This window comes from Brachybacterium sp. GCM10030268 (assembly GCF_042666305.1).
Taxonomy (GTDB): domain Bacteria; phylum Actinomycetota; class Actinomycetes; order Actinomycetales; family Dermabacteraceae; genus Brachybacterium.
The window spans coordinates 63,594-90,549 of the sequence record NZ_JBHTCW010000010.1 but is presented as its reverse complement, the minus strand read 5'-3'; the positions used below and the strand labels follow the sequence as shown (position 1 = coordinate 90,549).

Annotated in this window: 26 protein-coding genes and 1 other RNA gene; 19 read left to right on the top strand and 8 right to left on the bottom strand. The window is 70.1% G+C overall.

Going from position 1 to position 26,956, the window contains the following annotated elements; translation table 11 throughout:
* Nucleotides 1-385 precede the first annotated feature (385 nt).
* Entirely contained in the window at nt 386-835 is a 450-nt protein-coding gene (locus tag ACFQRD_RS13565; protein WP_377017378.1) for a hypothetical protein, read from the top strand.
* A 118-nt stretch (nt 836-953) separates the two neighbouring features.
* On the opposite strand, the gene ACFQRD_RS13560 is transcribed toward ACFQRD_RS13565, so the two are convergent.
* The 5 genes from ACFQRD_RS13560 to ACFQRD_RS13540 form a co-directional block, all read right to left on the bottom strand.
* Entirely contained in the window at nt 954-3,467 is a 2,514-nt protein-coding gene (locus ACFQRD_RS13560; RefSeq protein ID WP_377792835.1) for an ABC transporter permease, read from the bottom strand.
* Complete coding sequence (locus tag ACFQRD_RS13555; RefSeq protein ID WP_377792836.1) at nt 3,467-4,204, bottom strand: ABC transporter ATP-binding protein; 738 nt, start codon at nt 4,202-4,204, stop codon at nt 3,467-3,469. Before ACFQRD_RS13555 ends, ACFQRD_RS13560 begins: the two co-directional genes overlap by 1 nt.
* Nucleotides 4,205-4,371: 167 nt before the next feature.
* Complete coding sequence (locus tag ACFQRD_RS13550; RefSeq protein WP_377792837.1) at nt 4,372-5,061, bottom strand: response regulator; 690 nt, start codon at nt 5,059-5,061, stop codon at nt 4,372-4,374.
* A gap of 61 nt (nt 5,062-5,122) precedes the next feature.
* Entirely contained in the window at nt 5,123-6,478 is a 1,356-nt protein-coding gene (locus tag ACFQRD_RS13545) for a sensor histidine kinase (protein WP_377792839.1), read from the bottom strand.
* Nucleotides 6,479-6,602: 124 nt separating this feature from the next.
* Nucleotides 6,603-7,784, bottom strand: coding sequence for a YihY/virulence factor BrkB family protein (locus ACFQRD_RS13540; protein WP_377792840.1), 1,182 nt, complete (start codon nt 7,782-7,784; stop codon nt 6,603-6,605).
* Between the two features lie 206 nt (nt 7,785-7,990).
* On the opposite strand from ACFQRD_RS13540, the gene ACFQRD_RS13535 reads away from it, so the two are divergent.
* From ACFQRD_RS13535 to ACFQRD_RS13470, 14 genes are all read left to right on the top strand, one after another.
* Nucleotides 7,991-9,217: a CpaF family protein gene (locus tag ACFQRD_RS13535; protein WP_377792842.1), complete on the top strand. Its 1,227-nt coding sequence runs from the start codon at nt 7,991-7,993 to the stop codon at nt 9,215-9,217.
* Nucleotides 9,214-10,086 carry a type II secretion system F family protein gene (locus ACFQRD_RS13530; RefSeq protein ID WP_377792844.1) on the top strand — a complete coding sequence of 291 codons (873 nt, stop codon included), beginning with the start codon at nt 9,214-9,216 and terminating at the stop codon, nt 10,084-10,086. The genes ACFQRD_RS13535 and ACFQRD_RS13530 overlap by 4 nt, the downstream gene beginning before the upstream one ends.
* Nucleotides 10,083-11,027 (top strand): type II secretion system F family protein, encoded by a 945-nt coding sequence (locus ACFQRD_RS13525; protein ID WP_377792845.1) that lies wholly within the window; start codon nt 10,083-10,085, stop codon nt 11,025-11,027. Before ACFQRD_RS13530 ends, ACFQRD_RS13525 begins: the two co-directional genes overlap by 4 nt.
* A 121-nt stretch (nt 11,028-11,148) precedes the next feature.
* Entirely contained in the window at nt 11,149-11,433 is a 285-nt protein-coding gene (locus ACFQRD_RS13520) for a hypothetical protein (RefSeq protein WP_377792898.1), read from the top strand.
* Between the two features lie 139 nt (nt 11,434-11,572).
* Nucleotides 11,573-11,917: a TadE family protein gene (locus tag ACFQRD_RS13515; RefSeq protein ID WP_377017416.1), complete on the top strand. Its 345-nt coding sequence runs from the start codon at nt 11,573-11,575 to the stop codon at nt 11,915-11,917.
* On the top strand, nt 11,914-12,348 hold the full coding sequence (locus ACFQRD_RS13510; protein WP_377017418.1) for a hypothetical protein: 435 nt from the start codon (nt 11,914-11,916) through the stop codon (nt 12,346-12,348). The genes ACFQRD_RS13515 and ACFQRD_RS13510 overlap by 4 nt, the downstream gene beginning before the upstream one ends.
* A 68-nt stretch (nt 12,349-12,416) precedes the next feature.
* Entirely contained in the window at nt 12,417-12,824 is a 408-nt protein-coding gene (locus ACFQRD_RS13505; protein ID WP_377017420.1) for a pilus assembly protein TadG-related protein, read from the top strand.
* The gene (locus ACFQRD_RS13500; protein ID WP_377017422.1) at nt 12,821-14,026 is read left to right on the top strand and encodes a glycerate kinase; all 1,206 of its coding nucleotides are present in this window, start codon (nt 12,821-12,823) and stop codon (nt 14,024-14,026) included. Before ACFQRD_RS13505 ends, ACFQRD_RS13500 begins: the two co-directional genes overlap by 4 nt.
* A 72-nt stretch (nt 14,027-14,098) precedes the next feature.
* Nucleotides 14,099-15,214, top strand: coding sequence for a peptide chain release factor 2 (gene prfB / locus ACFQRD_RS13495; RefSeq protein WP_377017424.1), 1,116 nt, complete (start codon nt 14,099-14,101; stop codon nt 15,212-15,214).
* A gap of 248 nt (nt 15,215-15,462) precedes the next feature.
* Nucleotides 15,463-16,371, top strand: coding sequence for a cell division ATP-binding protein FtsE (ftsE, locus tag ACFQRD_RS13490; RefSeq protein WP_377017426.1), 909 nt, complete (start codon nt 15,463-15,465; stop codon nt 16,369-16,371).
* Nucleotides 16,368-17,285, top strand: a complete 918-nt coding sequence (gene ftsX / locus ACFQRD_RS13485) for a permease-like cell division protein FtsX (RefSeq protein WP_377017428.1) — start codon at nt 16,368-16,370, stop codon at nt 17,283-17,285. Before ftsE ends, ftsX begins: the two co-directional genes overlap by 4 nt.
* 2 nt (nt 17,286-17,287) lie before the next feature.
* A complete protein-coding gene (locus tag ACFQRD_RS13480; RefSeq protein WP_377017430.1) occupies nt 17,288-18,595 on the top strand; it encodes a murein hydrolase activator EnvC family protein in 1,308 nt (435 codons plus the stop codon).
* 189 nt (nt 18,596-18,784) lie between these two features.
* A complete protein-coding gene (smpB, locus tag ACFQRD_RS13475) occupies nt 18,785-19,291 on the top strand; it encodes an SsrA-binding protein SmpB (protein ID WP_377017615.1) in 507 nt (168 codons plus the stop codon).
* A gap of 70 nt (nt 19,292-19,361) precedes the next feature.
* A complete protein-coding gene (locus ACFQRD_RS13470; protein WP_377017432.1) occupies nt 19,362-20,336 on the top strand; it encodes a hypothetical protein in 975 nt (324 codons plus the stop codon).
* A gap of 12 nt (nt 20,337-20,348) precedes the next feature.
* On the opposite strand, the gene ACFQRD_RS13465 is transcribed toward ACFQRD_RS13470, so the two are convergent.
* Nucleotides 20,349-20,912: a hypothetical protein gene (locus ACFQRD_RS13465; RefSeq protein WP_377017435.1), complete on the bottom strand. Its 564-nt coding sequence runs from the start codon at nt 20,910-20,912 to the stop codon at nt 20,349-20,351.
* 212 nt (nt 20,913-21,124) lie between these two features.
* On the opposite strand from ACFQRD_RS13465, the gene ssrA reads away from it, so the two are divergent.
* Nucleotides 21,125-21,495, top strand: a transfer-messenger RNA (tmRNA) gene (ssrA, locus tag ACFQRD_RS13460).
* 110 nt (nt 21,496-21,605) lie between these two features.
* Here ssrA and ACFQRD_RS13455 read toward each other — a convergent pair.
* Nucleotides 21,606-22,475, bottom strand: a complete 870-nt coding sequence (locus tag ACFQRD_RS13455) for a sugar phosphate isomerase/epimerase family protein (protein ID WP_377017437.1) — start codon at nt 22,473-22,475, stop codon at nt 21,606-21,608.
* Between the two features lie 246 nt (nt 22,476-22,721).
* Here ACFQRD_RS13455 and ACFQRD_RS13450 point away from each other — a divergent pair, with 246 nt between their 5' ends.
* The 3 genes from ACFQRD_RS13450 (at nt 22,722) to ACFQRD_RS13440 (ending at nt 25,586) form a co-directional block, all read left to right on the top strand.
* On the top strand, nt 22,722-23,933 hold the full coding sequence (locus tag ACFQRD_RS13450; RefSeq protein ID WP_377017439.1) for a Gfo/Idh/MocA family protein: 1,212 nt from the start codon (nt 22,722-22,724) through the stop codon (nt 23,931-23,933).
* A gap of 84 nt (nt 23,934-24,017) precedes the next feature.
* Entirely contained in the window at nt 24,018-24,554 is a 537-nt protein-coding gene (locus tag ACFQRD_RS13445; protein WP_377017441.1) for a hypothetical protein, read from the top strand.
* 126 nt (nt 24,555-24,680) lie between these two features.
* Nucleotides 24,681-25,586 carry an endo-beta-N-acetylglucosaminidase H gene (locus ACFQRD_RS13440; protein ID WP_377017443.1) on the top strand — a complete coding sequence of 302 codons (906 nt, stop codon included), beginning with the start codon at nt 24,681-24,683 and terminating at the stop codon, nt 25,584-25,586.
* A 133-nt stretch (nt 25,587-25,719) separates the two neighbouring features.
* Here the strand turns inward: ACFQRD_RS13440 and ACFQRD_RS13435 are convergent, their stop codons facing one another.
* The gene (locus ACFQRD_RS13435; protein ID WP_377017445.1) at nt 25,720-26,934 is read right to left on the bottom strand and encodes a glycine C-acetyltransferase; all 1,215 of its coding nucleotides are present in this window, start codon (nt 26,932-26,934) and stop codon (nt 25,720-25,722) included.
* Nucleotides 26,935-26,956 lie beyond the last annotated feature (22 nt).

Sequence of the window (26,956 nt, the reverse complement as noted above, 5' to 3'; positions counted from 1 at the left end):
GGGTGCGACGCGGCGAGGTTCGCTCCGGGTGGGGCGTTGTCGGGTCACCGGCTCGGCGCCACGAACCCGTGAGCGGCACAGGCTGCTGCGGGTCACGGTGGCGGTTTCGAGCCGTAATCCATTGTCTGAGCCGGTCGCGGCGCCGACAAGGGCCTACGTCCTCGACCTGGGTGGTACTTCCCACACGGCGCGATCCCGTGCCATCGCGGGCGTGATGCCCGGCACGGAGGCGTTGCGCTCGAGCCGATGGAGTGCTTCGGCGGGCCGGTCCTCGCGCCGCCGGGCAGCGGCCCGCGGACGCGCCCCGGGCACGCCGCGACCTCTCGGGCCTCTCGCGAGCTGCGATGAGAGATCGGGTGAGGGGGATGCCGGATACAGTTCCCCCATGCCCCGAGACGCCCGTGCACGCAGCTCCGCCGCCTCGGACACCGGCGTGTCCGGCCCCGCCGACGCCGCCGATCCAGGCCCCCGGACCCGGCCGGGCGCCGCAGTGCTGCTGGTGGTCGAAGCCCTGATGCTGACCGGGGCCGCCACCTTCTGCTTCGTGATGGTCACCGCTGGTCAGCTCCAGGCCCGTCTCGGCACGGGACTGGGACTGTTCCTCGTGCTCTTCGCGATCGCCTGCGCGGTCGCGGCGCGCTCCGTGCTCACCCGGGGACGGTTCGGGCTCGGCTTCGGTCTGACCTGGCAGATGTTCCAGGCTCTCGTCGGCGCGAGCATGCTGCGCAGCCAGATGTACTGGCAGGGCACGCTCGCTCTGGTGCTGGCGATAGCCCTCTTCATGCTGCTGACCCGGCTCGTGCGCTCCACGCCGCTGCCGCGTGGCGAGGACTGAGCGGGCCCGATCACGAAAGGACTCGCACCGGAACGGTCCGGTGCGAGTCCCTCCCGCCTCGAGCTGGCGGCCGTTCTCGAGCCGCCGGCCCATCCGGCGTCAGCTCACCCCCGTGGGCTCACTCGCCACCGGCGAGAGCAGCGGCCGGGGCCGTGCGGGCGGCGGCTCGCCCCGGCAGCACCGAGGCCACCCCGCCGGCGACGATCGCCAGCAGCAGCACCAGTCCCACCTGGCCCCACGGGATCGTGACCGAGACCGGGTAGGCCGAGCCCAGCAGGGCATTGATGCCCAGAACGCCGTAGACGGTGCCGATCACGATGCCGAGGACCGCTCCGACCAGAGCGAGCAGCACGCCCTCCCAGCCCAGCATGGAGCGCATCTGACGCTTGGTGGTGCCCAGGGCCCGCAGCAGCGCATTCTCGCCGGTGCGTTCGATGACGCCGAGGCTCAGAGTGTTGGCCACCCCGACCAGCGCCACCAGTACGGCCACCGCGAGCAGCCCGATGGTGATGCCCAGCAGGACGTTCAGGATCTGTGCGTAGGACTCCCGCTCCAGACCGCCCATGTCGGCCTGGCCCTGGACGAAGCCGTCGCTGGCGGCCGTGTCCCGGATGTCCCGCGCCAGATTGGTCATGCCCACGCCGTCCCGGTCGGGGGAGCCGGGGTCGGCGAAGTCGCCGAGGACGACCGGCGTGGCCGCATCTCCGACGAGCTCTTCGAGCGTGCCCGGGGTGACCAGCGACATCTGGAGATTCGCATCGACCTGGACGCGCAGCTCGTGCGGGGCACCGTCGGCGCCCTCGATCTCCAGCACCTGGCCGTCGGTGAGCCCGAACTCCTCGGCGCGTTCCTGTCCGAGCAGGACCACTCCCTCGCGGAGCTCGTCGGCCATCTCCGGTCGGTGCGAGGTATCGCGCACCGCTTCCGGGTCGGCGCCGTACAGGGTCATCGGGATTTCGGCTCCCACCTCGACGTCCCCGCGCGCGGCAGTGTGCGTGGCGTCCATCCCGTCGATCGCGGCCACCTGCTCGGCGGCGTCATCGGGCATCTGCTCGGCGGACAGGACCATGTCGATGGGCCGGCGCGAGTCGAGCTCGGAGGTCAGGGTCGCCTCGGCGCTGCGTGCGCCGACGGCCATCATCGTCATCAGGGTGGTCCCGATCAGCAGGGCCGCGACCGTGGCGGCGCTGCGCTTGGGGTTGCGGGCCACATTGGCTCCGGCGATCCTCGCGGGCAGACCCCCGATCCGGGCCATCACCCGGGCCACGAGAGCCGACAGGGGGCGGGTGAGGACGATCAGGGAGGCCAGCACACCGCTGAAGCTGATCACGCCGCCGGCCATGGCGAGCAGGATGCCCGGCCCCGCGGTGCCGTTGAGCGCCAGCGCGGTGCCTCCGGCCAGCGCTGCGACTCCGACGACGACGGCGACCAGCCCCAGCACACCCTGCACGCCGAGACCCCGGTGCTGAACGGGCGGGGCCGGGCGCAGCGCCTGCAGCGGAGCGACCCGGGTCGCTGCACGCATCGGTGCCAGGCTCGCCGCCAGGGTGATCAGCATCCCCGCGAGCAGCGGGAGCGCCACCGAGAGCACGCTGACGGGCACCAGGGCGACCCCGTCGAGCCAGCCCAGCCCGGCGGCCGCGGCGAGCGCGGCCTGGACCAGCAGGTGCCCGCCGAGAGCGCCGGCGACCCCGCCGATCAGTCCCACCGTCAGCGACTCGCGCAGCACCACGCCGCGCACCTGGGAACGGGTGGCGCCGAGAGTGCGCAGCAGTGCCAGGCTGCGGGTGCGCTGGGCGATCGTGACGGCGAACGTGTTGGCGATGACGACGGCACTGGTGAACAGGGCGATCACCACGAACACCGCGAGGATCAGGCCCACGGCACCGAACCCGGCGAGGGCCTGCTGGGTGGCCTCTTCCTCGGCCTCTTCCACCGTGCGCACGGTGACGTCGCCGGAGTCGGCGTGCGCCGCGACCTCGGCGGGGTCGGTGCCCTCGGGGACGGTCGCCAGCCAGGTCTCGGTCAGCGTCCCCTCGGTCGGACCGTTCAGCTTCTCGGCGTTGACGTCGGAGATGAGCACGCGCGGGGTCGCGCCGAACGCCGATCCGTCGGCCGCGGGGGCGAGGCCGACCACGGTGAAGGTGGCTTCCTGCCCGTCCATGGACATGTCCGCGGGCATGGTGACGGTGTCGCCGAGGCCCACGCCCAGCTGCTCGGCGGCGGCCGTATCGAGCACGATCTCGGACTCCGAGCTCGGCAGCTGTCCCTCGGACAGGCGCTCCTGGCCGGTCCCGTCCGGCGGGAGCATCGTGGAGGTGAGGAAGATGTCCTCGCCGGAGCCGGAGGTGAGGACGAGGGAGCTGCTCAGCTGGGGCCATACGGCCTCTGTGCCCTCGACCTGCGGCGCCTCGAGAGGCTGCTGGGACTCGTAGTCCTCGTCGGAGAGCGGGCGCTGGATCTCAAGGTCCGCGCCCTCGTAGTCCTGGGCGGTCAGGGTGGACATCGCCGAAGTCATGAGGTTTCCGGCGACCACCATGACGGCGACGAACGCGCAGGACAGGGCGATGGTGATGACGGCGGCCAGGTGCCGCCGCAGCGGGGTCAGCTTCACGGAGGTGCGCAGTGCCATCAGCGCTGCCCTCGCAGGTCTTCGTCGCTGGCGATGCGGCCGTCGGCGAGGGTCACGATGCGGTCGGCGCGCTCGGCGGCCTCGCGCTCGTGGGTGACCATCACGACGGTCTGGCCGAACTCGTCGACCGACAGCCGCAGGAAGGAGAGCACTTCCTCGGTGGTGTGCGAGTCGAGGTTGCCGGTGGGCTCGTCGGCGAAGACGACGGCGGGGGAGGTGACCAGCGCGCGGGAGATCGCCACCCGCTGGACCTGCCCGCCCGAGAGCTGCGAGGGCAGGTGGGAGAGACGATCGGTGAGACCGAAGGCGGAGGTGATCGTCTCCAGCCAGGCCCGGTCCACCCGCTTGCCGGCGAGCTCGAGCGGCAGCAGGATGTTCTGCTCCGCGCTCAGCATCGGCAGCAGGTTGAAGGACTGGAACACGAAACCGATGCGCTCGCGGCGGAGCTTGGTCAGCGCGTCATCGCCCAGGCCGGTGATCTCGGTGCCGTCCAGCCGGATGGAGCCGTGGTCGACGACGTCGAGACCGGCCAGGGTGTGCAGGAGAGTGGACTTGCCCGACCCGGAGGGACCCATGATCGCGGTGAATGCGCCGCGGGCGATGTCGAGGTCCACCGCGTCCAGGGCGGTGACCGTCCCGGCACCGGTGCCGTAGGTGCGGGTGACGTTCCGGGCGACGATGGCGGGGGCGGCGTCTCCGGTGGGGGCGGCGGGGGCGGCCTGAGGTTCGGCGGTCATCGGTGTCCTTCGCGAGGAGGTGTGCGGTCACCACCGATGTTTCCGTACCGGGGCCAGGGCCGACGTCCTCCTGCGGTCTCGACGCTGCGAGGCGGCCGCGACCACAGGATGGGGTGGTGTCATACCGCAGGCTGACACACCGGGCCATCCGCGAAGGGGCGGGCATCTCAGTCGGCTCCGGGAGCGACCAGTCCGGTCTCGAACGCGATGATCACGGCCTGGACCCGGTCGCGGGCCCCGAGCTTGGCCAGCACCCGTCCGACGTGGGTCTTCACCGTCGCCTCCGCGACGAACAGCTCGGCGCCGATCTCCTGGTTGGAGAAGCCGCGCCCCATGAGCGTGAGCACCTCGCGCTCACGGTCGGTCAGCTCGTCCAGGACGGAGGTGTCCTTCTGCTGCGGCTCGGGGGTGGCGACCACACGGGCCAGCAGCCGGCGGGTGGCCGATGGGGCGATCACCGCGTCCCCTCTGTGCACGGTGCGGATGGCCCCGAGCAGATCCTCGGGCTGGGCATCCTTGAGCAGGAACCCGCTGGCTCCGGCCCGGATCGCAGCGACCACGTATTCGTCGAGGTCGAAGGTCGTCAGCACCACCACGCGCGGGGCGCGTCCTTCGGGGGCCTGGACGAGGATCTTCTCGGTGGCCTCGATCCCGTCCATCCGGGGCATGCGCACGTCCATCAGCACGACGTCGACGGTGCGGGCGCGGAGCTGGTCGACGGCGGCGGCGCCGTCGGCCGCCTGGACGACGACCTCCATGTCCTGCTGCGAGTCGATGACCATGGCGAACCCGGCGCGCACCAGCGGCTGGTCATCGACCAGAGCGATGCGCAGGGGGCGGTCGAGGGGCTCGGTCATGGGGTCTCCTCCGGAGGAATGCGGATGGTTCAGGGGTTCAGGGACTCAGGGGCTCTATGCGTCAGGGGTTCGGGGAGGGAGCCTGCCCGGGAGGGGGCGGCACGGATCGGTTCTGCGGGGACCGACTCGGCGAGGAGTGGCTCAGCGCGGACCGGGCGGGCGCCGATGGGATCGTGCCGGAAGAGGGCGCGGCGCCGTCCAGAGGCACGGTGGCGAGCACCCGGTATCCGTGTCCCGGCAGGGGCCCGGCCTGCAGGACCCCGCCGAACACGGCGACGCGCTCACGCATCCCGGTGAGCCCATGGCCCTGCCCGTCGGAGCCGGCAGCGGCGCCCTGGCCGTCGTCGACGATCTCGACCTGGAGGCGCTGGGGGTTCCGGGTGATCCGCACCGCGGCGCTGGCACCGGGCCCGGCGTGCTTGAGGACGTTGGTCAGTGCTTCTTGGACCAGGCGGAACAGTGACATCCCCAGCGCCTGGGGCAGGTCGTCCAGCCGGCCCTCGATCTCGAGGCTGACCTCGAGGCCTGCGGCGCGCACCCGCTCGGTGAGGTCCTGGAGCATCTCGGGTCCGGGTTGGGGTCCGTACCCGGTCTCGTCCTCCTGGCGGAGCACGCCCAGCAGCGATCGCATGTCCGACAGTGCGGCGCGGCCGGTCTCCCCGATGGTGCTCAGCACCTCGCCTGCCTTCTCGGGTTGCTGGGAGGCGATGAAGCGGCCGCCGTCGGCCTGGGCGATGATCACCGAGAGCGAGTGGGCGACGACGTCGTGCATCTCGCGGGCGATGCGGGCACGCTCGTCGGCGACCGCGAGCGCCGTGCGCTGCTCGCGCTCACGCATGGCCTGCTCGGCGCGCTCACGGGTGAGGGCCAGCTGGCGCACCCGGGCACGCTGAAGGTTGGCCAGGGCCCAGATCGCGGTGATGGTGACGATGCCGACGACGAACAGGCCCGCGGATGTCCCGGCCGCCTGGAGCGGATCCCCGTACGGGTCGCTCGCGAGGAATATGCCCCAGTACCCCGACTGGACCAGCACGCCGAGGAACCCCGCCGCCATGCCCAGGGCGTGGACCGCTGGCCTGCCGTACGCGACGGCGCAGAACATCGCATAGAACGTGAGGACGTCTCCGAGGACGACCGGGACGACCGGGACGTGCATCACGGCCAGGCACCCGATGAGGATCACGCCGAGCCCGGGCCGGACCCGGCAGACGGCGGCCGAGACGATCATCGGCAGCGAGAACAGGGTCCACCAGCCGATGCCTCCGGAGCCCGCGGCGAACAGCAGCACGAGGAATGCGGCAGCGGAGAAGACGATCGCATCGACCTTGCCGGGATTCTCGATGATCCAGCGGAACGGGTCGCGGAACCGGACGCGCCTGGCCGGTGCGTCCGGCCGTGCATCGGGTCCGTTCGTCATGGCCACGAGGGTACGGGGGCGGGGCAGCGGGCGCGTCAGACCGCGGTCGGATCCCGCGGGACAGGCCTGCTGGGCTCAGAATCCTTCCCGCGGGCCGCTCACAGACCGCGTGTCGTCGACTGCGTCAGTGCTGCCGGTCGGTCCCGTTCGCCCCGTCGGACTCGTCGGGCCCACCGGTCCCCTCATGGTCGGGCGTCACGGTCGGCACGCCGTGGCGCGGAGTGAGTCGGGCATCCTCGCCCGTGTAGGCGTCCGCGTCGCGATGGAGATTGCGCAGGCGGATGTCGCGCCCCTGGTCGATGAGGTCCTCGTGCTTCGCCTCGGCCTTCTGGGCGCCCTTGTCCTCGCGCAGGGGTAGGTCCAGGCTCTCCTCGGCCGGCTTCCCGGCCTCCAGCTCCCGGGCGCGCTCGAACTCGGCGTCGACCTCCGCACCGATCAGCACGACGATGTTCATGACCCACAGGGCGAACAGCACCGCCATGATGCCGCCGATCGCGCCGTAGCTGGAGTAGCCCGCGACCGTGGTCATGTAGATCGACAGCGCCACGGCCGCGAACGCGATGCCCAGGATCGCGACCACGCCGCCGGGCGAGATGAGCCGGAACGGCTTGTCCACGTTCGGCGCGCCCCAGTACAGGATCGAGATCAGCGCGAAGGCGAGCAGGAGGATCACCGGCCACTTCACCCACGCCCAGATGGGCAGGAACGACTGGGTGAGGAAGATCAGCAGATCATTCATGCCCAGCGGGGTGGCGATCGGGCCCAGTAGGCCTTCGATGATGGACTGGCTCAGCAGCAGGGAGACGAGCATCAGCAGGATGCCCAGGATCATCACCACGGTCAGCCCCAGCATCCAGGCGTTCATCCGGATCGCGCCGCGGCCCTCGGGGATCTCGTAGATCAGGTTGGCCACCCGCCCGTAGGCCTTCACATAGGCCGACGCCGACCACAGTGCCGTGGCGACACCGATGATCAGACCGATCGTGCCACCGGTGGAGGAACCCATCAGCGACTCCACCGTCGAGTCCACGGCATCGCCCATCTGCATGCCGCTGCCGCCGACGGCGGCCTGGATCGTGTCCTTGAGCAGATCGGCGATCTGCTCCTGGAACCCTCTCAGCAGCAGCGTGGCCAGGGAGAACAGGGCCAGCAGCGTCGGTGCGATGGAGAGCACCATGTAGTAGGTGAGCTTGGCCGCCTGATCCGTCCCGCCGTCGCGCGAGAACTCCGCGAGGACGCGCTTGGCCATGTACTTGAGGGTGGGAACGCTCAGGCGCGGGGCTTTGGTGCCGGGGGACTCGGCCATGAGGAGGCCTCCTGGGGTGTGGCGATCTCGCGGGCGGATGCATTGTCATCCTGCCATGAGTGCGAGCTGAGAGAGTTGTCCACAATTCTCGGGAGAAGCGAGCAGGGGATCTGCCTTCATGCATACAGTGGCGGTCGTGTGCGAGATGCAGCACACACCGGGCCGGGGACGAGGGGTCCGGGGACACGGGGCCGGGAGGGGACTGGATGGATGCCGCCACCATCATCGAGAGCGAGTCGCGCGAGCTGATACGCCGCCGCGGCCTCGATGCGCACGCCGACCAGCTCGAGCCGCTGATCCGCGAGGTGGTCGCCGACTACGACCGGCGCTCATCCTCCGGCGAGGTGCCCGTACTGCACGGCGATGACTCCACGGTCGCCGAGATCGCCGCGAGGATCGGCGGCTTCGGCGCGCTCCAGGAGATGCTCGATGATCCGACCATCGAGGAGATCTGGCTGAACTCGCCCAGCCAGGTGTTCTGCGCCCGCAACGGCCGCAGTGAGCTGACCACCATCGTCCTGGGGGACGCCGAGGTGCGCGGGATCGTCGAACGCATGCTCGTCAGCTCCGGCCGCCGGCTGGACATGAGCACCCCCTTCGTCGACGCGCTGCTGCCCGATGGCTCGCGCCTGCACGTGGTGATCCCGAGCGTGACCCGCACGCACTGGGCGATCAACATCAGGAAGTTCGTCGCGAAGGCACAGGATCTGCAGGGGCTGGTCGCACTGGGGTCGCTCACGCCCCAGGCGGCAGATTTCCTCGACGCGGCCATCGCCTCCGGCCTGAACGTCATCGCCAGCGGCGCTACCGGCGCGGGCAAGACGACGTTCCTGCGCTGTCTCGCACAATCCGTGGGCGCACGGGAGCGCGTGGTGACCATCGAGGAGGTCTTCGAGCTCGACCTCGGGCTTCGCGATGTGGTCGCCATGCAGACCCGCCAGGCGAACCTCGAGGGGACGGGGGAGATCTCCATGCGGCGTCTGGTGAAGGAGGCGCTGCGGATGCGCCCCAGCCGCGTCATCGTCGGCGAGGTGCGCGAGGCCGAGTCGCTGGACATGCTGATCGCGCTGAACAGCGGCTTGCCGGGTCTCGCGTCGATACATGCGAACTCGGCCCGCGACGCTGTCACCAAGCTGTGCACCCTGCCGCTGCTGGCCGGGGAGAACGTCTCCAGTCGTTTCGTCGTGCCCACGGTGGCCAGCGCCATCGACCTCGTGGTGCACCTGGACATCATGGCCGACGGCCGTCGTCGCGTTCGGGAGATCGCCGGCCTCAGCGGACGGGTGGAGGACGACGTCATCGAGGTCTCCGACCTGTTCTCCCTGCGCGGCGATCGGCTCATGCGCGGGGACGGACGCCCGCCGCATCCGGACCGCTTCGCACGTGCCGGCTTCGATCTGACGGCACTGCTGGGGCGTGCGGAGGCGGCATGAGCGACGGCGCATTCCTCGGGCTGGTCCTCGGGCTCGGCCTGCTGGCGATCTGGTGGTCGCTGTGGGAGCAGGATTCCCGCCCGACCCGTCGCGGTCTGGTCACTGCCGTGACAGAACGGGTCCGCGACGATCTCATCGCCGTCGGCCTCGCGTCCGTCCCGCCGGCCGCGGTGCCCGCACTCAGCGCAGGCCTCGGCCTGGTGGTCGCGGCCGCGCTGTGGGCCGTCTCCGCCGCCGTGGTCCCCTCCGTGACGATCGGGACGGCGACCATGATTCTTCCCCCGGTGCTGCTGCACTCCGCTGCCCGCCGTCGCGCCACGGCGATGCGCGAAGTGTGGCCGGAGGCAGTCGACCACATCAACTCCGCTATCCGCGCCGGGCTCTCGCTGCCTGAAGCCCTCGTCCAGCTCAGCCGCAAGGGTCCGGAGGAGCTTCGCCCCGCCTTCGTCGAGTTCTCCTTGGACTACCAGGCCAGCGGCGACTTCGCCGCCTGTCTCGATCGGCTGAAGGTGCGCCTGGCAGACCCCGTCGGCGACCGCATCGTCGAGGCGCTGCGGATCACGCGCGACGTCGGCGGCACGGACCTCGGCGGTCTTCTGCGCACCCTCGCCGCATTCCTGCGGGAGGACGCCCGGACGCGGGCCGAGCTCGAGGCCCGCCAGTCCTGGACGGTCAACGCGGCACGTCTCGCGCTCGCCGCCCCGTGGGTGGTGCTGGCGCTGATGGCGACCAGGCCGCAGGCGGCGCAGGCCTACGACTCCCCGATGGGGATGGTGATGATCCTCGTCGGTGCGGCGGTCTCCCTGGTCGCCTACCGGATCATGATCCAGATCGCGCGACTGCCGCAGGATGAGCGGGTGCTGCGATGACCGGATCCGGAACTGTACTGGTCGGCGCGGCACTGGGCCTGGTGCTCGGCATGGGCCTGGCGCTGGTGGCCGGGCAGCTTCCGTGGCTCCGCTCGCGCGACCTGGCGGCGCGCATCGACCCCTACCTCCGCAGTTCACGGTCCACATCGCTGTTCGAGGCACCGGCTGCGACCAGTCGTGCCCGTATCGTCGCGGAGAACCTGCTGGGGCCGGTCGCCCACCGGGTCCTCGGCGTTCTCGAACGTCTCACCGGGGGAGCGGACCAGCTCGAGCGGCGCCTGCGACTGGCCGGGCGACGCGCTTCTGCCGACTCGTTCCGCATCGAGCAGGTCGTCTTCGGAGTGATCGGCCTGGCGGCCGGGATCGTCCTCGCCCTCGGCGCCATCGGCCTGCGCGGGGCCAGTCCGCTGCTGGGGCTTCTGATCGTCGCACTCGGCGCGCTCAGCGGAGTGCTGCTGCGGGACTACCTCCTGGGCGTCGAGATCAAGCGCCGAGCCTCGCGGATGATCCGCGAGTTCCCCACGGTCGCCGATCTCCTGGCCCTCGCGGTGGCAGCCGGGGAGAGCCCGATCGCCGCCATGGAGCGTGTCGCCCGCACCTCCTCCGGAGCCCTGCCGGACGAGTTCGCCGCCACCGTCGCCGACATCCGGGCCGGCACGACCATCTCCCAGGCGCTCACCTCGCTGGGCACTCGTACGCCGCTGCCATCGCTGGGGCGGTTCGGTGAAGGTGTCTCGATCGCCATCGAGCGTGGGACGCCTCTGGCCGACGTGCTGCGCGCCCAGGCGCAGGATGCCCGTGAGTCCTCCAAACGCGAGCTCATGGAGACCGCGGGCCGGCGCGAGATCTACATGCTGATGCCCGTCGTGTTCTTCGTGCTTCCCCTGGTGATCGTCTTCGCCATCTTCCCGGGCCTCGCCGTGCTGGAGATCTCGCTGTGACCGCCTCCGGGGCCTGCCGCCACCCATCCGCCGTTCAGGTCAAGCGCCTGAGCCCGACGACTGACTTCCCATCCGTCATCCCATCCGGGCGCTCTGCCCGGCCCAGCCCGAGGAGGCACGCATGACCATCCACCGCACCACGCTTCACCGCCGCGCCCGCCCGGCCTGCGAAAGCGACCCCACCCGCGCGATCCCGCGATCGGGCCCCCAGGTCGATCGGAGCCGGCCCACGCTCACCGCCCGGCTGCTCGCCCGGCTCAGCTCCACACGCGGGGACGTACCGGGCTGGGTTCTCATCACGCTGATGACTGCCGGCATCGTGGTGGCGCTGTGGGCCGTCGCCTCCGAGCAGATCGTCCAAATCTTCCAGAACGCCATGGCCCCGTTCCTCGACGGGTCCATGTGACCGACCAGAGCGAACTCTCACCAGCGTGAACGCCTCGGCCCGCTCTCTCCCTGACCTGCCCTCGCACCGACGGCAGGGCCGTTCTGCACGCCCTCGGCAGCACGTGGCGGAGCGGCTGCGAGCAGAGCACGGCGCCGCGGTGGCCGAGTTCCCCATGGTCGCCGTGCTGGTGATCATGATCGCGCTGGGAGTCGTCCAGGCTGCACTCATCGTCCACACCCGCAACACGCTCATCGACGCAGCCGTGCAGGGAGCGCACCACGCCGCTCTGGTCGGTTCGACGCCCCAGGACGGTGCCGATCGCACGGAGCGCTTGATCGAGGATCGTTTCGGCTCAGCACTCGAGGCGGAGTCCACCGCGGTCCAGGACCCCGACGGCACCATCCACGTCGAGGTCACCGCGGAACTGCCGCTGGTGGGGCTCTTCGGACCGTCTGCGGGCCTCACCGTCCAGGGCCGCTCGATCGACGAGGAATCGTGGTGAGCGTCGGCCGGCCGGCCGACGAGGACGGCAACGCTCTGGTCGAATTCGTCGTGCTCGCCGCAGCTCTCCTGATCCCGTCGCTCTATCTCGTGCTCACACTCGGCTCGGTCCAGTCCGCTGTGTTCGCAGCCGACACGATCGCACGGGACGCTGCCCGCATCCACGCGACCCAGTCCGACCCCCGGGTCGCGGCGGCCCGCAGCGAAGAGCACGCTGCGCTGGTGCTGGGGGACTACCGGCTCGCCGCGAGCGACGTGGTGGAGATCAGCTGCAGCGAGGACCCGTGCGCGACGCCGGGAGGGACCGTGACCGCACAGGTGCGGATCCCCGTCCAGGTGCCAGGGCTCGGCCCGGTGCTCGGCAACGACGGCCCGGTCGCCGTGGGAGCAGCGCACGCCGTCCAGGTCGACCGGTACCGGGCGGGGTCCTGATGGCGGGGCACGGCCGGACGGGCCCGGGCACATGCCTCGCCGCCCGGTTGCGGGATGCGAGAGGATCGATGACCGTCCTGACCACTGGAGTGCTGGTGGTCATCCTGATGGTGACCGGCGTCGGCGCAGCGGTCACAGGGGTCCATCTCGAGCGCAACGGGCTCCAGGACGCCGCGGACAGCGCGGCCCTGGCCGCGTCCCAGGCGGTCGACCCCGCCCGCATCTACGATCCCGATGACGGCGCGGCCATCCATGCCGGCTCCGCGCGCCGGGCCGCGCAGGACCAGCTGCGCGACTATCCGCTGCGCAGCGACCGGACCGAGGACCTGCACGTCGCGGACGTCTCGGTCGATGCGGACGGCACGGTCCGGGTCACGCTGGTCGCGACCACGAACCCGCCTCTGGTGGGATGGTTCACCCGGGGGACCGGGACGTCCATCCCCCTGAGAGTCGAAGGAGAAGCCAGAGCCCGATGACCGCCGTGCCGCCCCGACCTCCCGCCCCCACCGTTCTCATCGCCCCGGACAAGTTCAAGGGAAGCCTTAGCGCCGCCGACGTCGCGGACGCCCTCAGCCTCGGGATCACCGAGACGGCACCCCGAGCGACGGTTCTGCGCTGCCCCATCGCCGACGGCGGGGACGGCACCGTCGACGCCGCCATCGCCGCCGGTGCGCAGCCTCGCATCACCACCGCGACGGGACCGACCGGCGAGCTGCGCCCGGCGCAGTGGGCACTGCACGGGGACGATGCCGTGGTCGAGCTCGCCGAGGTCGTCGGCCTGCGCGCCCTGCTGGGCGGGACGCTCGCACCGCGCACCGCGTCCACCAGGGGGTTGGGCGAGCTGATCCTCGCGGCCGTCGACGCCGGAGCTCGCACGATCACCGTCGGCCTCGGAGGGAGCTCCTCGACCGACGCCGGAGCCGGGATGCTGCAAGGCCTCGGGGCACGCCTGCGCACCTCCGCGGGGCTCGAGATCGGCCCTGGCCTCGACGGCGTGGCCACCCTCGCCTCGGTCGATCTCGGCCCGGCGCGCGCCGCTCTCGACGGCGTCACCCTCGTCGCGGCGAGCGATGTCACCAACCCCCTGCTGGGGCCGGACGGCGCTGCCGCCGTCTACGGACCGCAGAAGGGCCTCTCGGCCGCGGACATCGAACACGCCGACGGGATCCTGGCCCGCGCCGCAGCCCTGCTGGACCCTGAGCACACCCGTCTCGACCTGCCCGGGGCCGGCGCGGCGGGCGGGACCGGGTACGCCCTGTTCCTGCTGGGCGCCGAGCAGCGCTCCGGAGCCGACGCCGTGTTCGAGCTGGCCGGGGTCGACGGCCTCCTGGAACGCGCAGACGTCGTGATCACCGGCGAGGGAAAACTCGACGCACAGACCCTGCAGGGCAAGGGGCCCGCCGAGGTCGCGCGCCGCGCCCGGGACAGAGGCCTGCCCGTGGCCGCCGTGGCCGGTGCCATCACCCTGAGTGCCCACGAATTGCGGGAGGCGGGCATCACCCGGGCCTGGGACCTGCTCTCGCGGGCCGGCTCGGCGCAGCAGGCGATGGAGAATGCGCCGGTATGGCTGGTGGAGGTGGGCCGCGACGTCGGAGGATGGCTGTCCAGCGGCTCGGTCTCCGACTCCGGCGACGGGGACGCGAGCTCGGCGCCGGATGCGGAGCCGGGCAGGACATGAATCACGGCGGACACTGCTGAACAGGGCGATCGCCTCGGCCCGATCCGGACCTCTGCCGTAGACTCACCCCTCGTGGCTTCCATCAACTTCTCCGAAGAGATCCCCCGTCTGCGGTCGACCCTGTCGTCGATCGAGCAGGTGACCGACATCGAGGCGCTCGACGCCAAGATCGCCGACCTGGAGAAGCAGGCCTCGGCCCAGGACCTCTGGGACGACGTCGAGAACGCGCAGCGGGTCTCCTCGAATCTCTCCCACGCCCAGTCCGAGCGGCGCCGCATCAGCGAGCTGTCCCAGCGCATCGAGGACATCGAGGTGATGGTCCAGCTCGCCGAGGAGGAGGACGACGCCGACACCCTCGCCGAGGCCGAGCGCGAACTCACCTCGATCCACCGCACCCTCGACGAGCTCGAGGTGCGCACCCTGCTCTCCGGCGAGTACGACGAGCGCAGCGCCGTGGTGACCATCCGCGCCGGCGCCGGCGGGGTGGACGCGGCGGACTTCGCCGAGATGCTCATGCGCATGTACCTGCGCTGGGCCGAGCGCCACAACTACCCGACCAAGGTGATGGACACCTCCTACGCGGAGGAGGCCGGGCTGAAGTCCGTCACCTTCGAGGTCACCGCTCCGTTCGCCTACGGGACCCTCTCCGTCGAGGGCGGCACCCACCGCCTGGTGCGCATCAGCCCCTTCGACAACCAGGGCCGCCGCCAGACCTCGTTCGCCGCCGTCGAGGTGATCCCGCTGATCGAGTCCACCGACTCCATCGAGATCCCCGAGAACGAACTGAAGATCGACGTGTTCCGCTCCTCCGGCCCCGGCGGGCAGTCCGTGAACACGACGGACTCCGCAGTCCGCATGACCCACATCCCCACCGGCACCGTGGTCTCGATGCAGGACGAGAAGTCCCAGATCCAGAACCGCGCCGCCGCCCTGCGCGTCATGCAGTCGCGGCTGCTGCTGCTGAAGAAGGCCGAGGAGGCCGCCGAGCGCAAGGAGCTGGCCGGCGACGTCAAGGCCAGCTGGGGCGACCAGATGCGCTCCTACGTGCTGAACCCGTATCAGATGGTCAAGGACCTGCGCACCGAGCACCAGGAGGGCAACCCCTCCGCAGTGTTCGACGGGCAGATCGACGAGTTCATCGACGCGGGCATCCGCTGGCGCGCCGAGCAGGGCAAGCTCGCCGACTGAGGCGGGCAGACCCGCCGCCTGCCCCGAGCCCGACGAGATCCACCGGACCGACGGGCTCCACCGGCCCGGCGAGCTGTACGGGGCCGGTCAGCTGCCCGGGCCGGTGAGGCCCCGGATCGGCGACGGTGAGCGCCCGCACCCGCCTTTGACCAGGTTTTGACTCGTCAGCTCATCGCGCCTGCGGCGCGTCGCGGCAGTGCGGCCCTACTCTGGAACGGCACCACGTTCCCCCGATGTGACAGGCTCCCGTGATCCGTTTCGACAACGTCACCAAGACGTACATGCGAGGTCAGCACCCCGCGGTGGAGAATCTCGACATCGAGTTCACCCGCGGGGAATTCGTGTTCCTGGTCGGGGCCTCCGGATCCGGGAAGTCGACCATGATGCGGATGGTCCTCAAGGAGACCGCGCCCAGCCGCGGCACGGTGTACGTGGCCGGCAAGGACCTCTCGCGCATCCCGTCATGGAAGGTGCCGTCCCTGCGCCGGGATATCGGCATGGTCTTCCAGGATTTCCGGCTGCTGCCCTCGAAGACGGCCTACCAGAACATCGAATTCGCCCTCGCGGTGATCGGCACGCCTCGCAAGGTCGTGCGCCGCCTGGTCCCCGAGATGCTCGAGATGGTGGGCCTGGAGGACAAGGGGCGTCGGATGCCCCACGAACTCTCCGGTGGTGAGCAGCAGCGTGTGGCCATCGCTCGCGCCTACGTGAACCGGCCCTCGATCCTGCTTGCCGACGAGCCCACCGGCAACCTCGACCCCTCGACCGCCGAAGGAATCCTCGACCTGCTCGCCGAGATCAACGAGCGCGGCACCACCGTGGTCATGGCCACGCACGACCAGGCGGCCGTGGACCGGATGCGTCGCCGCGTGGTCGAGATGGTCGGCGGCAGGGTGGTTCGCGACGAGGCTGCCGGGCTGTACGAGACCGTCGTGCCCCACAGCGTCATCTCCGGCAACCTGCCGGACGACTCCAGTCGTCGCGGCGAGCATTCGCTGAGCGATGACGCCATGGCGACCGGTGAGGACGCGCGCTCCGGCGACGTCCTGGAGGAGGAGCTGATCGACGAGCGCGACGCCCGCCGCGCCCAGGAGGAGGATCCCTTCGCCGAGGACGGACACGAGCATGAGCACGAGGACGAGGGGAGGCGGCGATGAGGGCGCGGTACATCCTCGGCGAGATCTTCACGGGCCTGTGGCGGAACATCGCCATGGTCATCTCCGTCGTCATCGTCACCGCGGTCTCGCTGACCTTCGTCGGCACCGGATTGCTGATGCAGAAGCAGATCATGGACATGAAGTCGACCTTGGTCGAGCAGTCCCAGGTGACGATCTTCCTGTGCTCGCCGCATTCGACCTCCTCCTCGTGCGCCGGTGGCGCGGCGACCGATGCGCAGATCGACTCCGTGCGGCAGGCGCTGGAGGGCGATGTGCTCTCCCCGTACATCTCCTCGTACACCGAGCGCAGTCAGGACGAGGCGCTGTCGATCTACCAGGAGCAGTTCGCGGGGGAGGGATTCGTCTCCAACTTCACCGCGGAGGACATGCCCGTCTCCTTCCACATCACCCTCGAGAACGCCGATGAATCCGCTGCGGTGGTCGAGTTCTTCCAGGGCCGCGACGGCGTCGACGAGGTCACCGACCTGCTCAGCGCATTCGCGCCATTCATCGACGTGCTGAACCAGTCGACCATGTTCGCGCTGGGACTGGCCGTTCTCATGCTCATCGCCGCCCTGCTGCTGGTGGCCACGACGATTCGCATGTCCGTCGCCAACCGGCGCCGGGAGATCGCGATCATGCGCCTGGTCGGCGCCTCCAACCTCTTCATCCGTCTGCCGTTCCTGCTGGAGGGAGCCGTCGCCGCGATCATCGGCGGGGTGATCGCCTCCGGGATGCTCTGGGTCGGCTTGCACTACATCGTCCAGGGCTGGCTCGCTCCGACCCTCGGTCAGCAGCTCGTCACGGTCGGCGCCGAGGACCTGATCTGGGCCGCACCGATCCTGATCGCGCTGGGCGCCGTCCTGTCCATCGCCTCGTCCGTGGTCTCCCTGAACCGCTATCTGAAGGTGTGAGCATGTCCCAGAACATCCTGCGGCGTCCGGCCGGCTTCCTCGCGGTCGCGGCCCTGGCCCTCGTCCCGCTGCTGTCCCCTCTCCCGCCGGCCGCGGCCGACGGGGACAAGGACGAGAAGATCGCCGAGCGCGAGGAGGTCGATCAGCAGCTCGAGGACCTGCGCCTCGAACTCGAAGGTGTCAACGAGGACCTGGCCGACACCTACCTCGCGCTCGCCGAGACCGAGCTGCTGATCCCTCAGGCTCAGCAGGATCTCGAGGATGCTCAGGAGGAGCTGGAAGCGGCGCGCGAGGAGGACCGCGAGACCGGGGAGCGGCTGGACGCGGCCCAGGAGGAGGAAGAAGAGCTCTCGGGCGAGGTCAAGTCCGGTCAGGAAGAGGTCGACCGCAGCGATGAGGAACTCGCCGAGGTCGCGATCGCCGCGTACAAGGGGGGCGGCGTCCCCAACCCCTCCAGCGTCTACGTCGGCGGGCAGGAGCCGCAGGACACCGTCGACCGCTCGATGAACTACCGGCTGACGCTCTCCTCGCAGGGGTCGCGGCTGGACACGCTGCGCACCGACCAGTCCGTCACCGAGAACTCGGCGGACCGGCTCACCGCGGTGCGCGAGGAGATCGACGACCTCAAGCAGGAGGCCGAGGAGGCCGTCCAGCGCCGCGAGGACGCCGAGGATGAGGCCGCGCAGGCGAAGCAGGACCTCGATGACCTCTACGCGGACCAGAAGCGCCAGCGGGACGAGCTCGAGGACAAGAAGACCGAGTACGAGGACCAGGAGTCCGAGCTCGAGACGCGCAGCAGCACGCTGGACGACGAGATCGAGGAGCTCGCGCAGCAGGAGCGCGAGCGTGAGGAGCGGGCGCAGCAGAAGGCACAGAGCAGCGGAGGCGACTCCTCCAGCGGCTCTGCGAACACCGGCGGCGCCTGGCAGCACCCGGTCGGCGGCCGACTGAACTCGAACTTCGGCTGGCGCGTCCACCCCATCTACGGCACCCGCAAGCTCCACGCCGGTGTCGACTTCCCGTCGGCCTGCGGAACCCCGGTGGGAGCCACCCACTCCGGGCGCGTCATCCAGCGCACCTGGAACAGCGGGGCCGGGAACAAGATCATCCTCAGTCACGGCATCCACAACGGCCACCTGATCACCAGCTCCTACCACCACCTGCAGAGCTACGCCCTGCCCGTGGGCGCGCAGGTCTCCGCCGGGGACACGGTGGGGTACGTGGGCACCACCGGCTCCTCGACGGGTTGCCACCTGCACTTCGAGATCCATGAGGACGGCAACGCCGTCAATCCCACCAAGTACATGTGAGGCGTCCCGTCGGCCCGGAAGCTCAGGCGGCGGTTCCGGCCCGATCGGCCCGGCCCTCCGGCCGGGCGTGACTGACCGGCCATATTCGCTCGCGTCGCACAGACGCCACGGCGTAAGCTGGGACGTCCGGTTGCACCCAGAGCGCAGCCGGGCATGCACAGTGGATCGATGGCAGGTCGGAGGGACATCATGGCGGCGAAGAAGGCTGCGGCGAAGAAGACCGGCACGGCCGACGGTCCCGAGAAGAAGCTCATCGCCTCGAACAAGCGGGCACGTCACGACTACTTCATCGATGCCACCTGGGAAGCCGGGATCGCGCTGACGGGCACCGAGGTGAAGTCGCTGCGTGAGCGGGGAGCGTCTCTGGTCGACGGCTACTGCTACGTGGACGGCGGCGAGGTGTGGATGGACGCTGTGCATATCGCGCCGTACGTGAAGGGCACCTGGACGAACCACGCCACCCGCCGCAAGCGCAAGCTGCTGCTGCACAAGCAGGAGATCGTGAAGCTGGCGAGCAAGTCCCGCGAGAAGGGATTCACGATCGTGCCGCTGGAGCTGTACTTCCTCGGATCGCATGCCAAGGTGCTCATCGGCCTGGCACGCGGCAAGAAGGAGTACGACAAGCGCCAGACGCTGCGCGAGAAGCAGGACATGCGTGAGGCCGAGCGCGCGATGCGGCGACGCGAGCTCGCCTGAGCCGAGCTCGCCTGACGCGAGGCTTTACCCTCTTTTGACTTTGATCGTGTCCGCTGGATAGCGTCGCGATGTGTCGGTGATCACCGACGCCACCGATGCATCGCGGATCTTCCTGCGGTCGATCACGAGAGGCCTGTCCATGCGTTCGAGCCTGCCCCTGCGTCGAGCTCTGGTCGCCGCCGCTGCCCTGGCGCTGGCAACCACCAGCGCCGCCTGCACATCAGCCGGCGAGGACGCGGCCCCGACCTCGAACGACGGAACCTCGGCCAGCGATGGCCAGGACCCCGCTGCGAGCGGCGAGGACACCGAGCCGTCGGACGGAGAGGAGGGCGCGGAGCCCTCCGACGGGGACGGGGCCGGTGGCGCGGCGATGAACCGCCCACCCGCAGTGCTGTATATCGTCGACGGCGTCTCGGACGTGGTCGACACGGACCAGGAGACCTGGAGCGCCGCAGCAGGAGACATCGCGGAGATCCTCGCCGACCACACCGCGGTCGACGGGGCATCCGAACCCTCGTGCGACGGGGACCTCACCTACGAGGACGGGGCGTCCGTCGACTGCACCGCGGAGTTCGCGATCGAAGGCCTGGACGGGCAGCAGGACCTGACGGTCATGGCCGTCCGGGCGCCCTCCGGGTACGATCCCGCCGGCTCGCCGGCGCTCTTGGTCAGCGTGGGCGAACCCCCGTCCGACGACGCCCTCGAGGTCTTTACGGATCAGGGCAGCAACCTGGTCGGCGTCGGCCAGGGCTCGATGTTCAACGCGGAGGAGGTCCCCGCCGACGAACTCGCCGCCACGGTCGAGTCCACGGTCAACAGCCAGAACGGTTACGGGGTGCTGGATGCACCCATGGTCGCCCCGGAATGCTCCGAGCCGCTGCCGGCAGGATCGACCGAGCCCGTCGAGTGCACCGTCGCCTGGGAGCACGACCCCGAGGTGACCTTCGGGGCCGAGGCGATGGGCGTGTGGTACCTCGACTCGGAGCCCGGCCTGCTGGTCGCGCTGGACGTCGCCGAGGCCGATGCCGCCGGTGACGAGGACTGATCTCCGCTGCTCTCAGTCAGCGCGCTCGAGCCGCGCGACGACCTGCCGGCTGGCGTCCAAGGATGCGTCATCGGTACCGCTGAGGTTCTCCCGCATCAGCAGAGCACGCCGGGCGTCCTCGAGCGCACGCTGTCTCAGCATCCCCGCGGCACGCGGCCGGTCGGCCGCCAGCTCGTGCGCGGCATGCTCGAACCGGCACTTCGCACGGTGCTGGAAGACGGAGGCGAGGACCGACAGCGACGACGGGGACGTCGGATCGTCGAGCCCCGTCTCCTCCGCGGCGAGGTCGAACTGCTCCTCGGCGGGGACGAAGGCCCCCTGCCACTGCAGGACGTGCCCGTAGCGCACCCGCCGGACGGCTCGGACCAGCGGTGGGAGGCCGGTGCTCTCGAGACTCCGGCGTGCCGCGACGGCGGCCTCCTCGAGCCGGCCGAGCATCCGCAGGTAGGCGGCTGTGCGGGGATCCTCCGGGTTCGACGCGCACCACTGGGCCAATGCCGTCGGATCCTCCACGACCTCCCGCAGGGTGTCGTCGTCGAGCCGAACCTGCACGCCTGCCGCCGAGAACCCGATCATCGCCGTATCGTCTCGCGGGCTCGGCTGCGCCGTCCAGCCCGGCCGCAGTTCGCCGTGAGCTGAGGAATAAACTCTTCGGCTGCGGGGTTGGGCCCTGTAGAGTAGATGCACGACGCACGGGGAGACCCGTCGTTCGTGGGTGTTTGACAACTGCAGAGTGAGTGCATGGGCGGCCTTCGAGGCCGTCACAATCTGTGCTGCCACCCACGCTGGGGGACGATCGGTTTCGACGGTAGTTGTCCAGCGAGGGGAAGCGGGTCGAGAACCCAGAGTCATCTCGTTAATGTCCTCTGGAAACCAATAAGTGCCGAACCCAAGCGCACTGACTTCGCTCTCGCTGCCTGATCAGCGATAGCAGTCTGGAACCCCGGGCTTGCTCCTGACCCGGGTCGTTCCATCATCTAAGGAGCCACTGCTTCCGGCCCTCGTCATCGGGGTCGGGTGAACAACTCAGAGTGACTGAGTCCGCCGACGACGTGTCCGTGCGAGCGTCGGGACTGAGAAAGCGTTACTACGGACTGCGCCCGGAGAAGCCCTCGCTCCGCACTATCGGACGCGGGTTCGATTCCCGCCGTCTCCACCATTGCACTCACGATGAAAGGCCCCCTCACCTGCACTGACGTGCGGGGGAGGGGGCCTTTCTCATGCCCGGCTCTCATGCCCTGCTCGCATGCCCTTCGGCCAGCCTCGCCGTCAGCCGGTGATGAGCTCTTCGTAGCCGAGCTCGACCAGGTGGGCCCGGCTCATCGCCAGCGACTCGAAGATGTCTCGCCCGTAGGTCTGATCCTGCTCGATCAGCAGGTGCTGCGCGCCGGAGGCGATGCCCTGCTCGATGACCGGCTTCCAGTCCAGCGTGCCCTGACCGACCTCTGCGAACTGGACGATGTCGCGGGCCCAGTACTCGCCCCAGGCGGCGCCGTCGCCGCTGTCCAGCCGGTCGAAGAGCTCCTGACCGGGCAGCACGATGCGGTAATCCTTGAGATGGACGAGGTCGAGGACGCCCTCGAAAGCCGCCAGGGTGCGCTCAGGATCCCGCCCGCCGCGCTGGACCCAGTGGCAGTCGATCTCGAAGCGCAGATGCGGGGCCTGCTCGCGGATGATGTCGAGCACCGTCGTGCCATCGATCATGGCGAACTCGACGTGGTGATTGTGATAGCTGAGGCTGAGCCCTTCGTCCGCGAGGCGCCGCGCGTAGTCGTCGGCCTCCCGGCAGAAGGCCAGGAGGGCGTCGCGGGAGCGCATCGCCTCCCGCGGCATCATCCCGATGCGGATCAGAGAGGTGCCCAGGCGCCGCGCATCCTCGATATGACGATCGAAGTTCTCGGCGAGGCTGAGGTCGTCGCTGCCGGCGGGGACGGACGTCTTGCCGGAGATCGCGGCGTACTCGATGCCCAGACTCTCGCGCGCGGCCTCCATGCCGGCCACGTTGTCCTCGGTCATCGGGATCTGCGAGACCTCCACGACCTGGAATCCGGTGTTCTTCACGCGCTCCAGGACGGCCGTGATGCCGTCGCGGGCGACGTGGTCCTTGAGCATCATGAGCTGGATGCCGATTCGTGCCATGGGAACCTCCTGGGTCGGTCCGGGCCGCATCGCCCGGGGACGGCGGTCCGACCGCCGCTCATCGCCGCCACGGTATCCAGTGGCGCGGGTCATATCGGAGGTTTGCCGCAGGTTGCCCGTGCAACGGCGTGCAACTGCTGTGGAATCCTGCGATGTGACCCCAGTCTCGGGTCAGTCCTGCAGGACTCTGGTTGATGGCGGCCTGCTCCGGTCGCTGCGGCAGAGGCGAGATGAAAGGCGCAGCACATGACGACGACGTCCACTTCCGGTGCGGAAGCCCCCCGAACCGAGCCGGTGGTGCGCCTGGGCATCCTCGGAACGGGCACGCAGGGCTCCGCCTACGCGCGGTTCATCGCCGAGGGTCTCGTGCCGCACATGAGCCTCGGCGCCCTGAGCGACACCGATCCGGCAGCACGTGCCGCGGCGAGCGAGACGCACCCCGGGGTGCCGACGTTCGCGACCCTGCACGAGATGCTCGCCTCGGGGTCCGTCGACGCGGTCGTCACGACCATCCCGCACTACGAGCACCCCGCGGCCGCGATCACGTCGATCGAGGCAGGCTTTCCGACCCTGGTGGAGAAGCCGGCCGCCGTGCACACGAGCCAGGTGCGGAGGATGAACGAGGTCGCGGCCGCGCACCCGGAGGTGCCGTTCGCGATCATGTTCAACCAGCGCAACAACCCGCTGTACCGGCGCATCAAGGAGATCGTGGAGGCCGGCGAGATCGGTGAGGTGCTGCGCTCGACGTGGATCATCACCACCTGGTGGCGTCCGCAGGGCTACTTCGAGCAGTCCGCGTGGCGCGCCACCTGGGGCGGAGAGGGCGGCGGGGTCCTCGTGAACCAGTCGCCGCACCAGCTGGACCTGTGGCAGTGGATCTGCGGCATCCCGAAGTCCGTGTTCGCCAAGGCCGGCTTCGGATTCCGCCGCGACATCGCCGTCGAGGACGAGGTCACGGCGCTGGTGGACTACGGCGACGGCCGCACCGGCACCTTCATCACCTGCACCCACGACATGAAGGGGACCGACCGGCTGGAGATCCTCGGCAGCCGCGGCAAGATCCTCGTCGAGGGATCGAAGACGGCCACCGTGCACCGCTACGCCAAGAGCGAGAAGGAGATCTCCGACGCCACCACCCCCGAGAGCGCCCGCGAGCTGATGCGCGGGAACACCGCCGGGCAGGGCGACCTGGTCAGCACCGAGACGATCGAGGATTCCTCGGTCTGGGGCGGCCAGCATGCCGGCGTGCTGGAGAACTTCGCCCGCCACGTGCTCTTCGGAGAGGATCTGCTCGCTCCCGGCTCCGACGGCATCCATGGGGTGCGCCTGGCCAACGCGATCCACCTTTCGGCCTGGACCGGGCGCGAGGTGCCCTTGGATTTCGACGAGAGTGAGTACCTCGCCGAGCTCAACAAGCGGATCGCCGCCGAGGGCAAGTACCCCCAGCAGCAGGGCTGAGTCGATCGGGCGGAATCAGCCTCCCCGAGCCTCGCCCGGCCCTACACTGCCGCGGAGGACTACTCACTCGACCAGGAGACGTTCATGCCCCGCCCCGGTGACCCGGCACTCGCCAGCCGCCCCGACCGCTTCGAGCTCGCCACGCACCCGCAGTCGCGCTTCTTCCTCCTCAATGCCCTGCTCTCCGCCGTCATCATGCTCGCGCTGGTGATCTGGGGCCTGGTGGAGGGGATGTGGCCCCTGGTGATCGGTGCCGGCGTGCTGCTCGTGGGCTCCCCGGCGACGATGCTGTGGCTGGCGGGGCGCAACCGAGTGTGGCGGCTGCGTGACGGCCGGCCGCTCGAGACCCTGATGCTCGACCTGCGCGAGGACCCGGGGGAGGCCTGGCGCCGCCTGTCCACCGGCGACCCGGCGGTATACACCCCGCTGGAGGTCCGGGACGCCACCGAGCACACGCAGCAGACCCTCGAGGCGTACTGGCCCGAGGACGAGCCGGTCACCTACGTGGTCATCGTCGACGGCCGCAACGACCGGGCTACCGAGATCATCGAACTGCGGGACGATCGGCACGAGGCCTTCCACGCCGCCAAGGACAAGGGGCTGGCCACTCAGTACAGCTGAGCGGAGGCGCGGAGACGTTCCCGCGGGAACGCTCTCGCGCGCGGTTGCTACTGTGCTTCCACCCATCGCGCCGGGACCGCCGCGCTGCCGCGGACCGGTCGGACACGTCGAGAGGTCATCGTTCCCATGCTGCATCGCCGAACACTGCTCGCCGGACTGGGGGGAGTCGCCCTCGGAGGCGCGGCGCTCTCCGCGCCCGCCCTCGCCGCCCCGCCGCGTCGGGATCCGGGCCGCATCGCCTCGGTCGCCTACATCGAGGTCAACCACAACAATCTGGAGAACGCCGGCGCGTACACCCTCGATGACGGCACCGCGGCCTTCGACATCGCCTCCATCTTCGCGGCCAACATCAACTACGACGGCACCTCCGCCTACCTCCACTGCAACGAGAACGTGCAGCACGTGCTCGACGAGGCCGAGACCACGATCCGCCCGCTGCAGGAGAAGGGGATCAAGGTAGTTCTCTCGCTGCTGGGCAATCACCAGGGGGCGGGTTTCGCGAACTTCCCGGACCGGGCCGCCGCGGACCGCTTCGCCCAGCAGGTCGCCGGGACGGTGCGCCGGTACGGGCTGGACGGCGTGGACATCGATGACGAGTGGTCCCGGTACGGCGAGAACGGGACCGGTCAGCCCAACGACCACTCCTTCGTGCACTTCGTCCAGGCTCTGCGCAAGCGACTGCCGAACCGGCTGATCACGTTCTACGTCATCGGGCCCTCCGCCGAGCGCCAGGAGTACCAGGGCGTGCGCGTCGGCGACATGATCGATTACGCGTGGAATCCCTATTACGGGGCGTACCGCGAGTACCCGGTGCCGGGCCTGCCGCGCGATCGCTACGGAGCGGCAGCCGTCGACCTCACCCCCGGTTCCGGCTCGGACGAACCGGCGTTCGTGCGGGACCTGGCCGAGCGGACGGCGGCCGACGGGTTCGGGGCGTTCGTGACCTACCAGCTGCAGGCGGGGGACCGCAGTGACCAGGTCTCCGCCTTCACCGAGCCTCTGTACGGCAGCGCGGCGCACTACGAGGGCTGACCCGGGGACCACGAGCCCGTGGCACGTGGAGCCCGGCGCCCGCTCAGGGGCCACGACCGCGGCGAGACGTTCCCGCGGGAACGATCCGTGAGGCTGCCGAGGCGTTCCCGCGGGAACGTCCTGCCGGGGACGGTCAGCCCTGCACCGCCGCCCGGGAGTCGACGAACGCGGCCACGGCGGCCTCGACGTCGGCCTCGCTGTGAGCAGCGGAGAGCTGCACGCGGATGCGGGCCTTGCCCCGGGGGACGACGGGGTAGGAGAACGCCGTGACGTAGACGCCGCGCTCGAGCATGGCGTCGGCGATCCGGCCGGCCAGCGCGGCGTCGCCGAACATCACCGGGACGATCGCGTGCTCGCCCTCGAGCAGGTCGAAGCCCTCCTCGCTCATCCGGCGCCGGAAGAGCTCGGTGTTGCGCATCAGCGTCGCCCGCAGGTCCGCGCTGCCCTCGACCAGCTCGAGCGCGGTCAGGGTCGCGGCGACGATCGAGGGGGCCAGAGAGTTCGAGAAGAGGTAGGGCCGTCCCTTCTGCCGCAGCAGCGCCACGATCTCGGCCCGCCCGGAGACGTAGCCGCCGCTGGCCCCGCCGAGGGCCTTGCCGAAGGTCCCGGTGTAGAGGTCGATCCGGTCGGAGACCCCGAAGTGCTCGGGCGTGCCGGCGCCGGTGGCTCCCATGAACCCGACGGCATGGGAGTCGTCGACCAGCACCAGGGCGCCGTACTCGTCGGCGAGGTCGCAGATGCCCGGCAGCGGCGCGAGGTAGCCGTCCATCGAGAACACCCCGTCGGTGACGATGATGGTGCGCCGTGCGCCCGTGCCATCGTTCTGGGCCCGCGTCGCCTCGAGCTGGGCGCGCAGATCCTCCAGGTCGGCGTTGCGGTACCGGTAGCGAGCGGCCTTCGACAGCCGGATGCCGTCGATGAGGGAGGCGTGGTTCAGCTCATCGGAGATGATCGCGTCCTGCGCGCCGAACAACGGCTCGAAGACGGCGCCGTTGGCGTCGAAGCAGGAGGAGAACAGGATGGTGTCCTCGGTGCCGAGGAATCCGGACACGGCGCGCTCGAGCTCGAGATGGAGATCCTGCGTGCCGCAGATGAACCGTACCGAGGCCATGCCGAATCCGCGCTCGTCCAGGGCTCGCTTCGCGGCCGCGATGATCTCCGGATGATCGGCCAGGCCCAGGTAGTTGTTCGCGCAGAAGTTCAGCACCTCCGCGCCCTCCTGCCCGAGCGGGCCGGCGGTGATGCGGTTGCTCTGCGGGCTCGAGATCACCCGTTCACGCTTGAGCGTGCCGGCCTCGTCGATCTCGGCGAGCTCGGCGGTCAGCTGGTCCTTGAGGTCCGAGTACACGGTGCTCCCTATCTCTCGGCCG

What these genes read in the sequence shown, in the direction of transcription:
- ACFQRD_RS13565 (WP_377017378.1), top strand. Translation starts at nt 386, where the DNA reads ATGCCCCGAGACGCCCGTGCACGCAGCTCCGCCGCCTCGGACACCGGC.
- ACFQRD_RS13560 (WP_377792835.1), bottom strand. Translation starts at nt 3,467, where the DNA reads ATGGCACTGCGCACCTCCGTGAAGCTGACCCCGCTGCGGCGGCACCTG.
- ACFQRD_RS13555 (WP_377792836.1), bottom strand. Translation starts at nt 4,204, where the DNA reads ATGACCGCCGAACCTCAGGCCGCCCCCGCCGCCCCCACCGGAGACGCC.
- ACFQRD_RS13550 (WP_377792837.1), bottom strand. Translation starts at nt 5,061, where the DNA reads ATGACCGAGCCCCTCGACCGCCCCCTGCGCATCGCTCTGGTCGATGAC.
- ACFQRD_RS13545 (WP_377792839.1), bottom strand. Translation starts at nt 6,478, where the DNA reads ATGACGAACGGACCCGATGCACGGCCGGACGCACCGGCCAGGCGCGTC.
- ACFQRD_RS13540 (WP_377792840.1), bottom strand. Translation starts at nt 7,784, where the DNA reads ATGGCCGAGTCCCCCGGCACCAAAGCCCCGCGCCTGAGCGTTCCCACC.
- ACFQRD_RS13535 (WP_377792842.1), top strand. Translation starts at nt 7,991, where the DNA reads ATGGATGCCGCCACCATCATCGAGAGCGAGTCGCGCGAGCTGATACGC.
- ACFQRD_RS13530 (WP_377792844.1), top strand. Translation starts at nt 9,214, where the DNA reads ATGAGCGACGGCGCATTCCTCGGGCTGGTCCTCGGGCTCGGCCTGCTG.
- ACFQRD_RS13525 (WP_377792845.1), top strand. Translation starts at nt 10,083, where the DNA reads ATGACCGGATCCGGAACTGTACTGGTCGGCGCGGCACTGGGCCTGGTG.
- ACFQRD_RS13520 (WP_377792898.1), top strand. Translation starts at nt 11,149, where the DNA reads ATGACCATCCACCGCACCACGCTTCACCGCCGCGCCCGCCCGGCCTGC.
- ACFQRD_RS13505 (WP_377017420.1), top strand. Translation starts at nt 12,417, where the DNA reads ATGACCGTCCTGACCACTGGAGTGCTGGTGGTCATCCTGATGGTGACC.
- ACFQRD_RS13500 (WP_377017422.1), top strand. Translation starts at nt 12,821, where the DNA reads ATGACCGCCGTGCCGCCCCGACCTCCCGCCCCCACCGTTCTCATCGCC.
- ftsX (WP_377017428.1), top strand. Translation starts at nt 16,368, where the DNA reads ATGAGGGCGCGGTACATCCTCGGCGAGATCTTCACGGGCCTGTGGCGG.
- ACFQRD_RS13480 (WP_377017430.1), top strand. Translation starts at nt 17,288, where the DNA reads ATGTCCCAGAACATCCTGCGGCGTCCGGCCGGCTTCCTCGCGGTCGCG.
- smpB (WP_377017615.1), top strand. Translation starts at nt 18,785, where the DNA reads ATGGCGGCGAAGAAGGCTGCGGCGAAGAAGACCGGCACGGCCGACGGT.
- ACFQRD_RS13465 (WP_377017435.1), bottom strand. Translation starts at nt 20,912, where the DNA reads ATGATCGGGTTCTCGGCGGCAGGCGTGCAGGTTCGGCTCGACGACGAC.
- ACFQRD_RS13455 (WP_377017437.1), bottom strand. Translation starts at nt 22,475, where the DNA reads ATGGCACGAATCGGCATCCAGCTCATGATGCTCAAGGACCACGTCGCC.
- ACFQRD_RS13450 (WP_377017439.1), top strand. Translation starts at nt 22,722, where the DNA reads ATGACGACGACGTCCACTTCCGGTGCGGAAGCCCCCCGAACCGAGCCG.
- ACFQRD_RS13445 (WP_377017441.1), top strand. Translation starts at nt 24,018, where the DNA reads ATGCCCCGCCCCGGTGACCCGGCACTCGCCAGCCGCCCCGACCGCTTC.
- ACFQRD_RS13440 (WP_377017443.1), top strand. Translation starts at nt 24,681, where the DNA reads ATGCTGCATCGCCGAACACTGCTCGCCGGACTGGGGGGAGTCGCCCTC.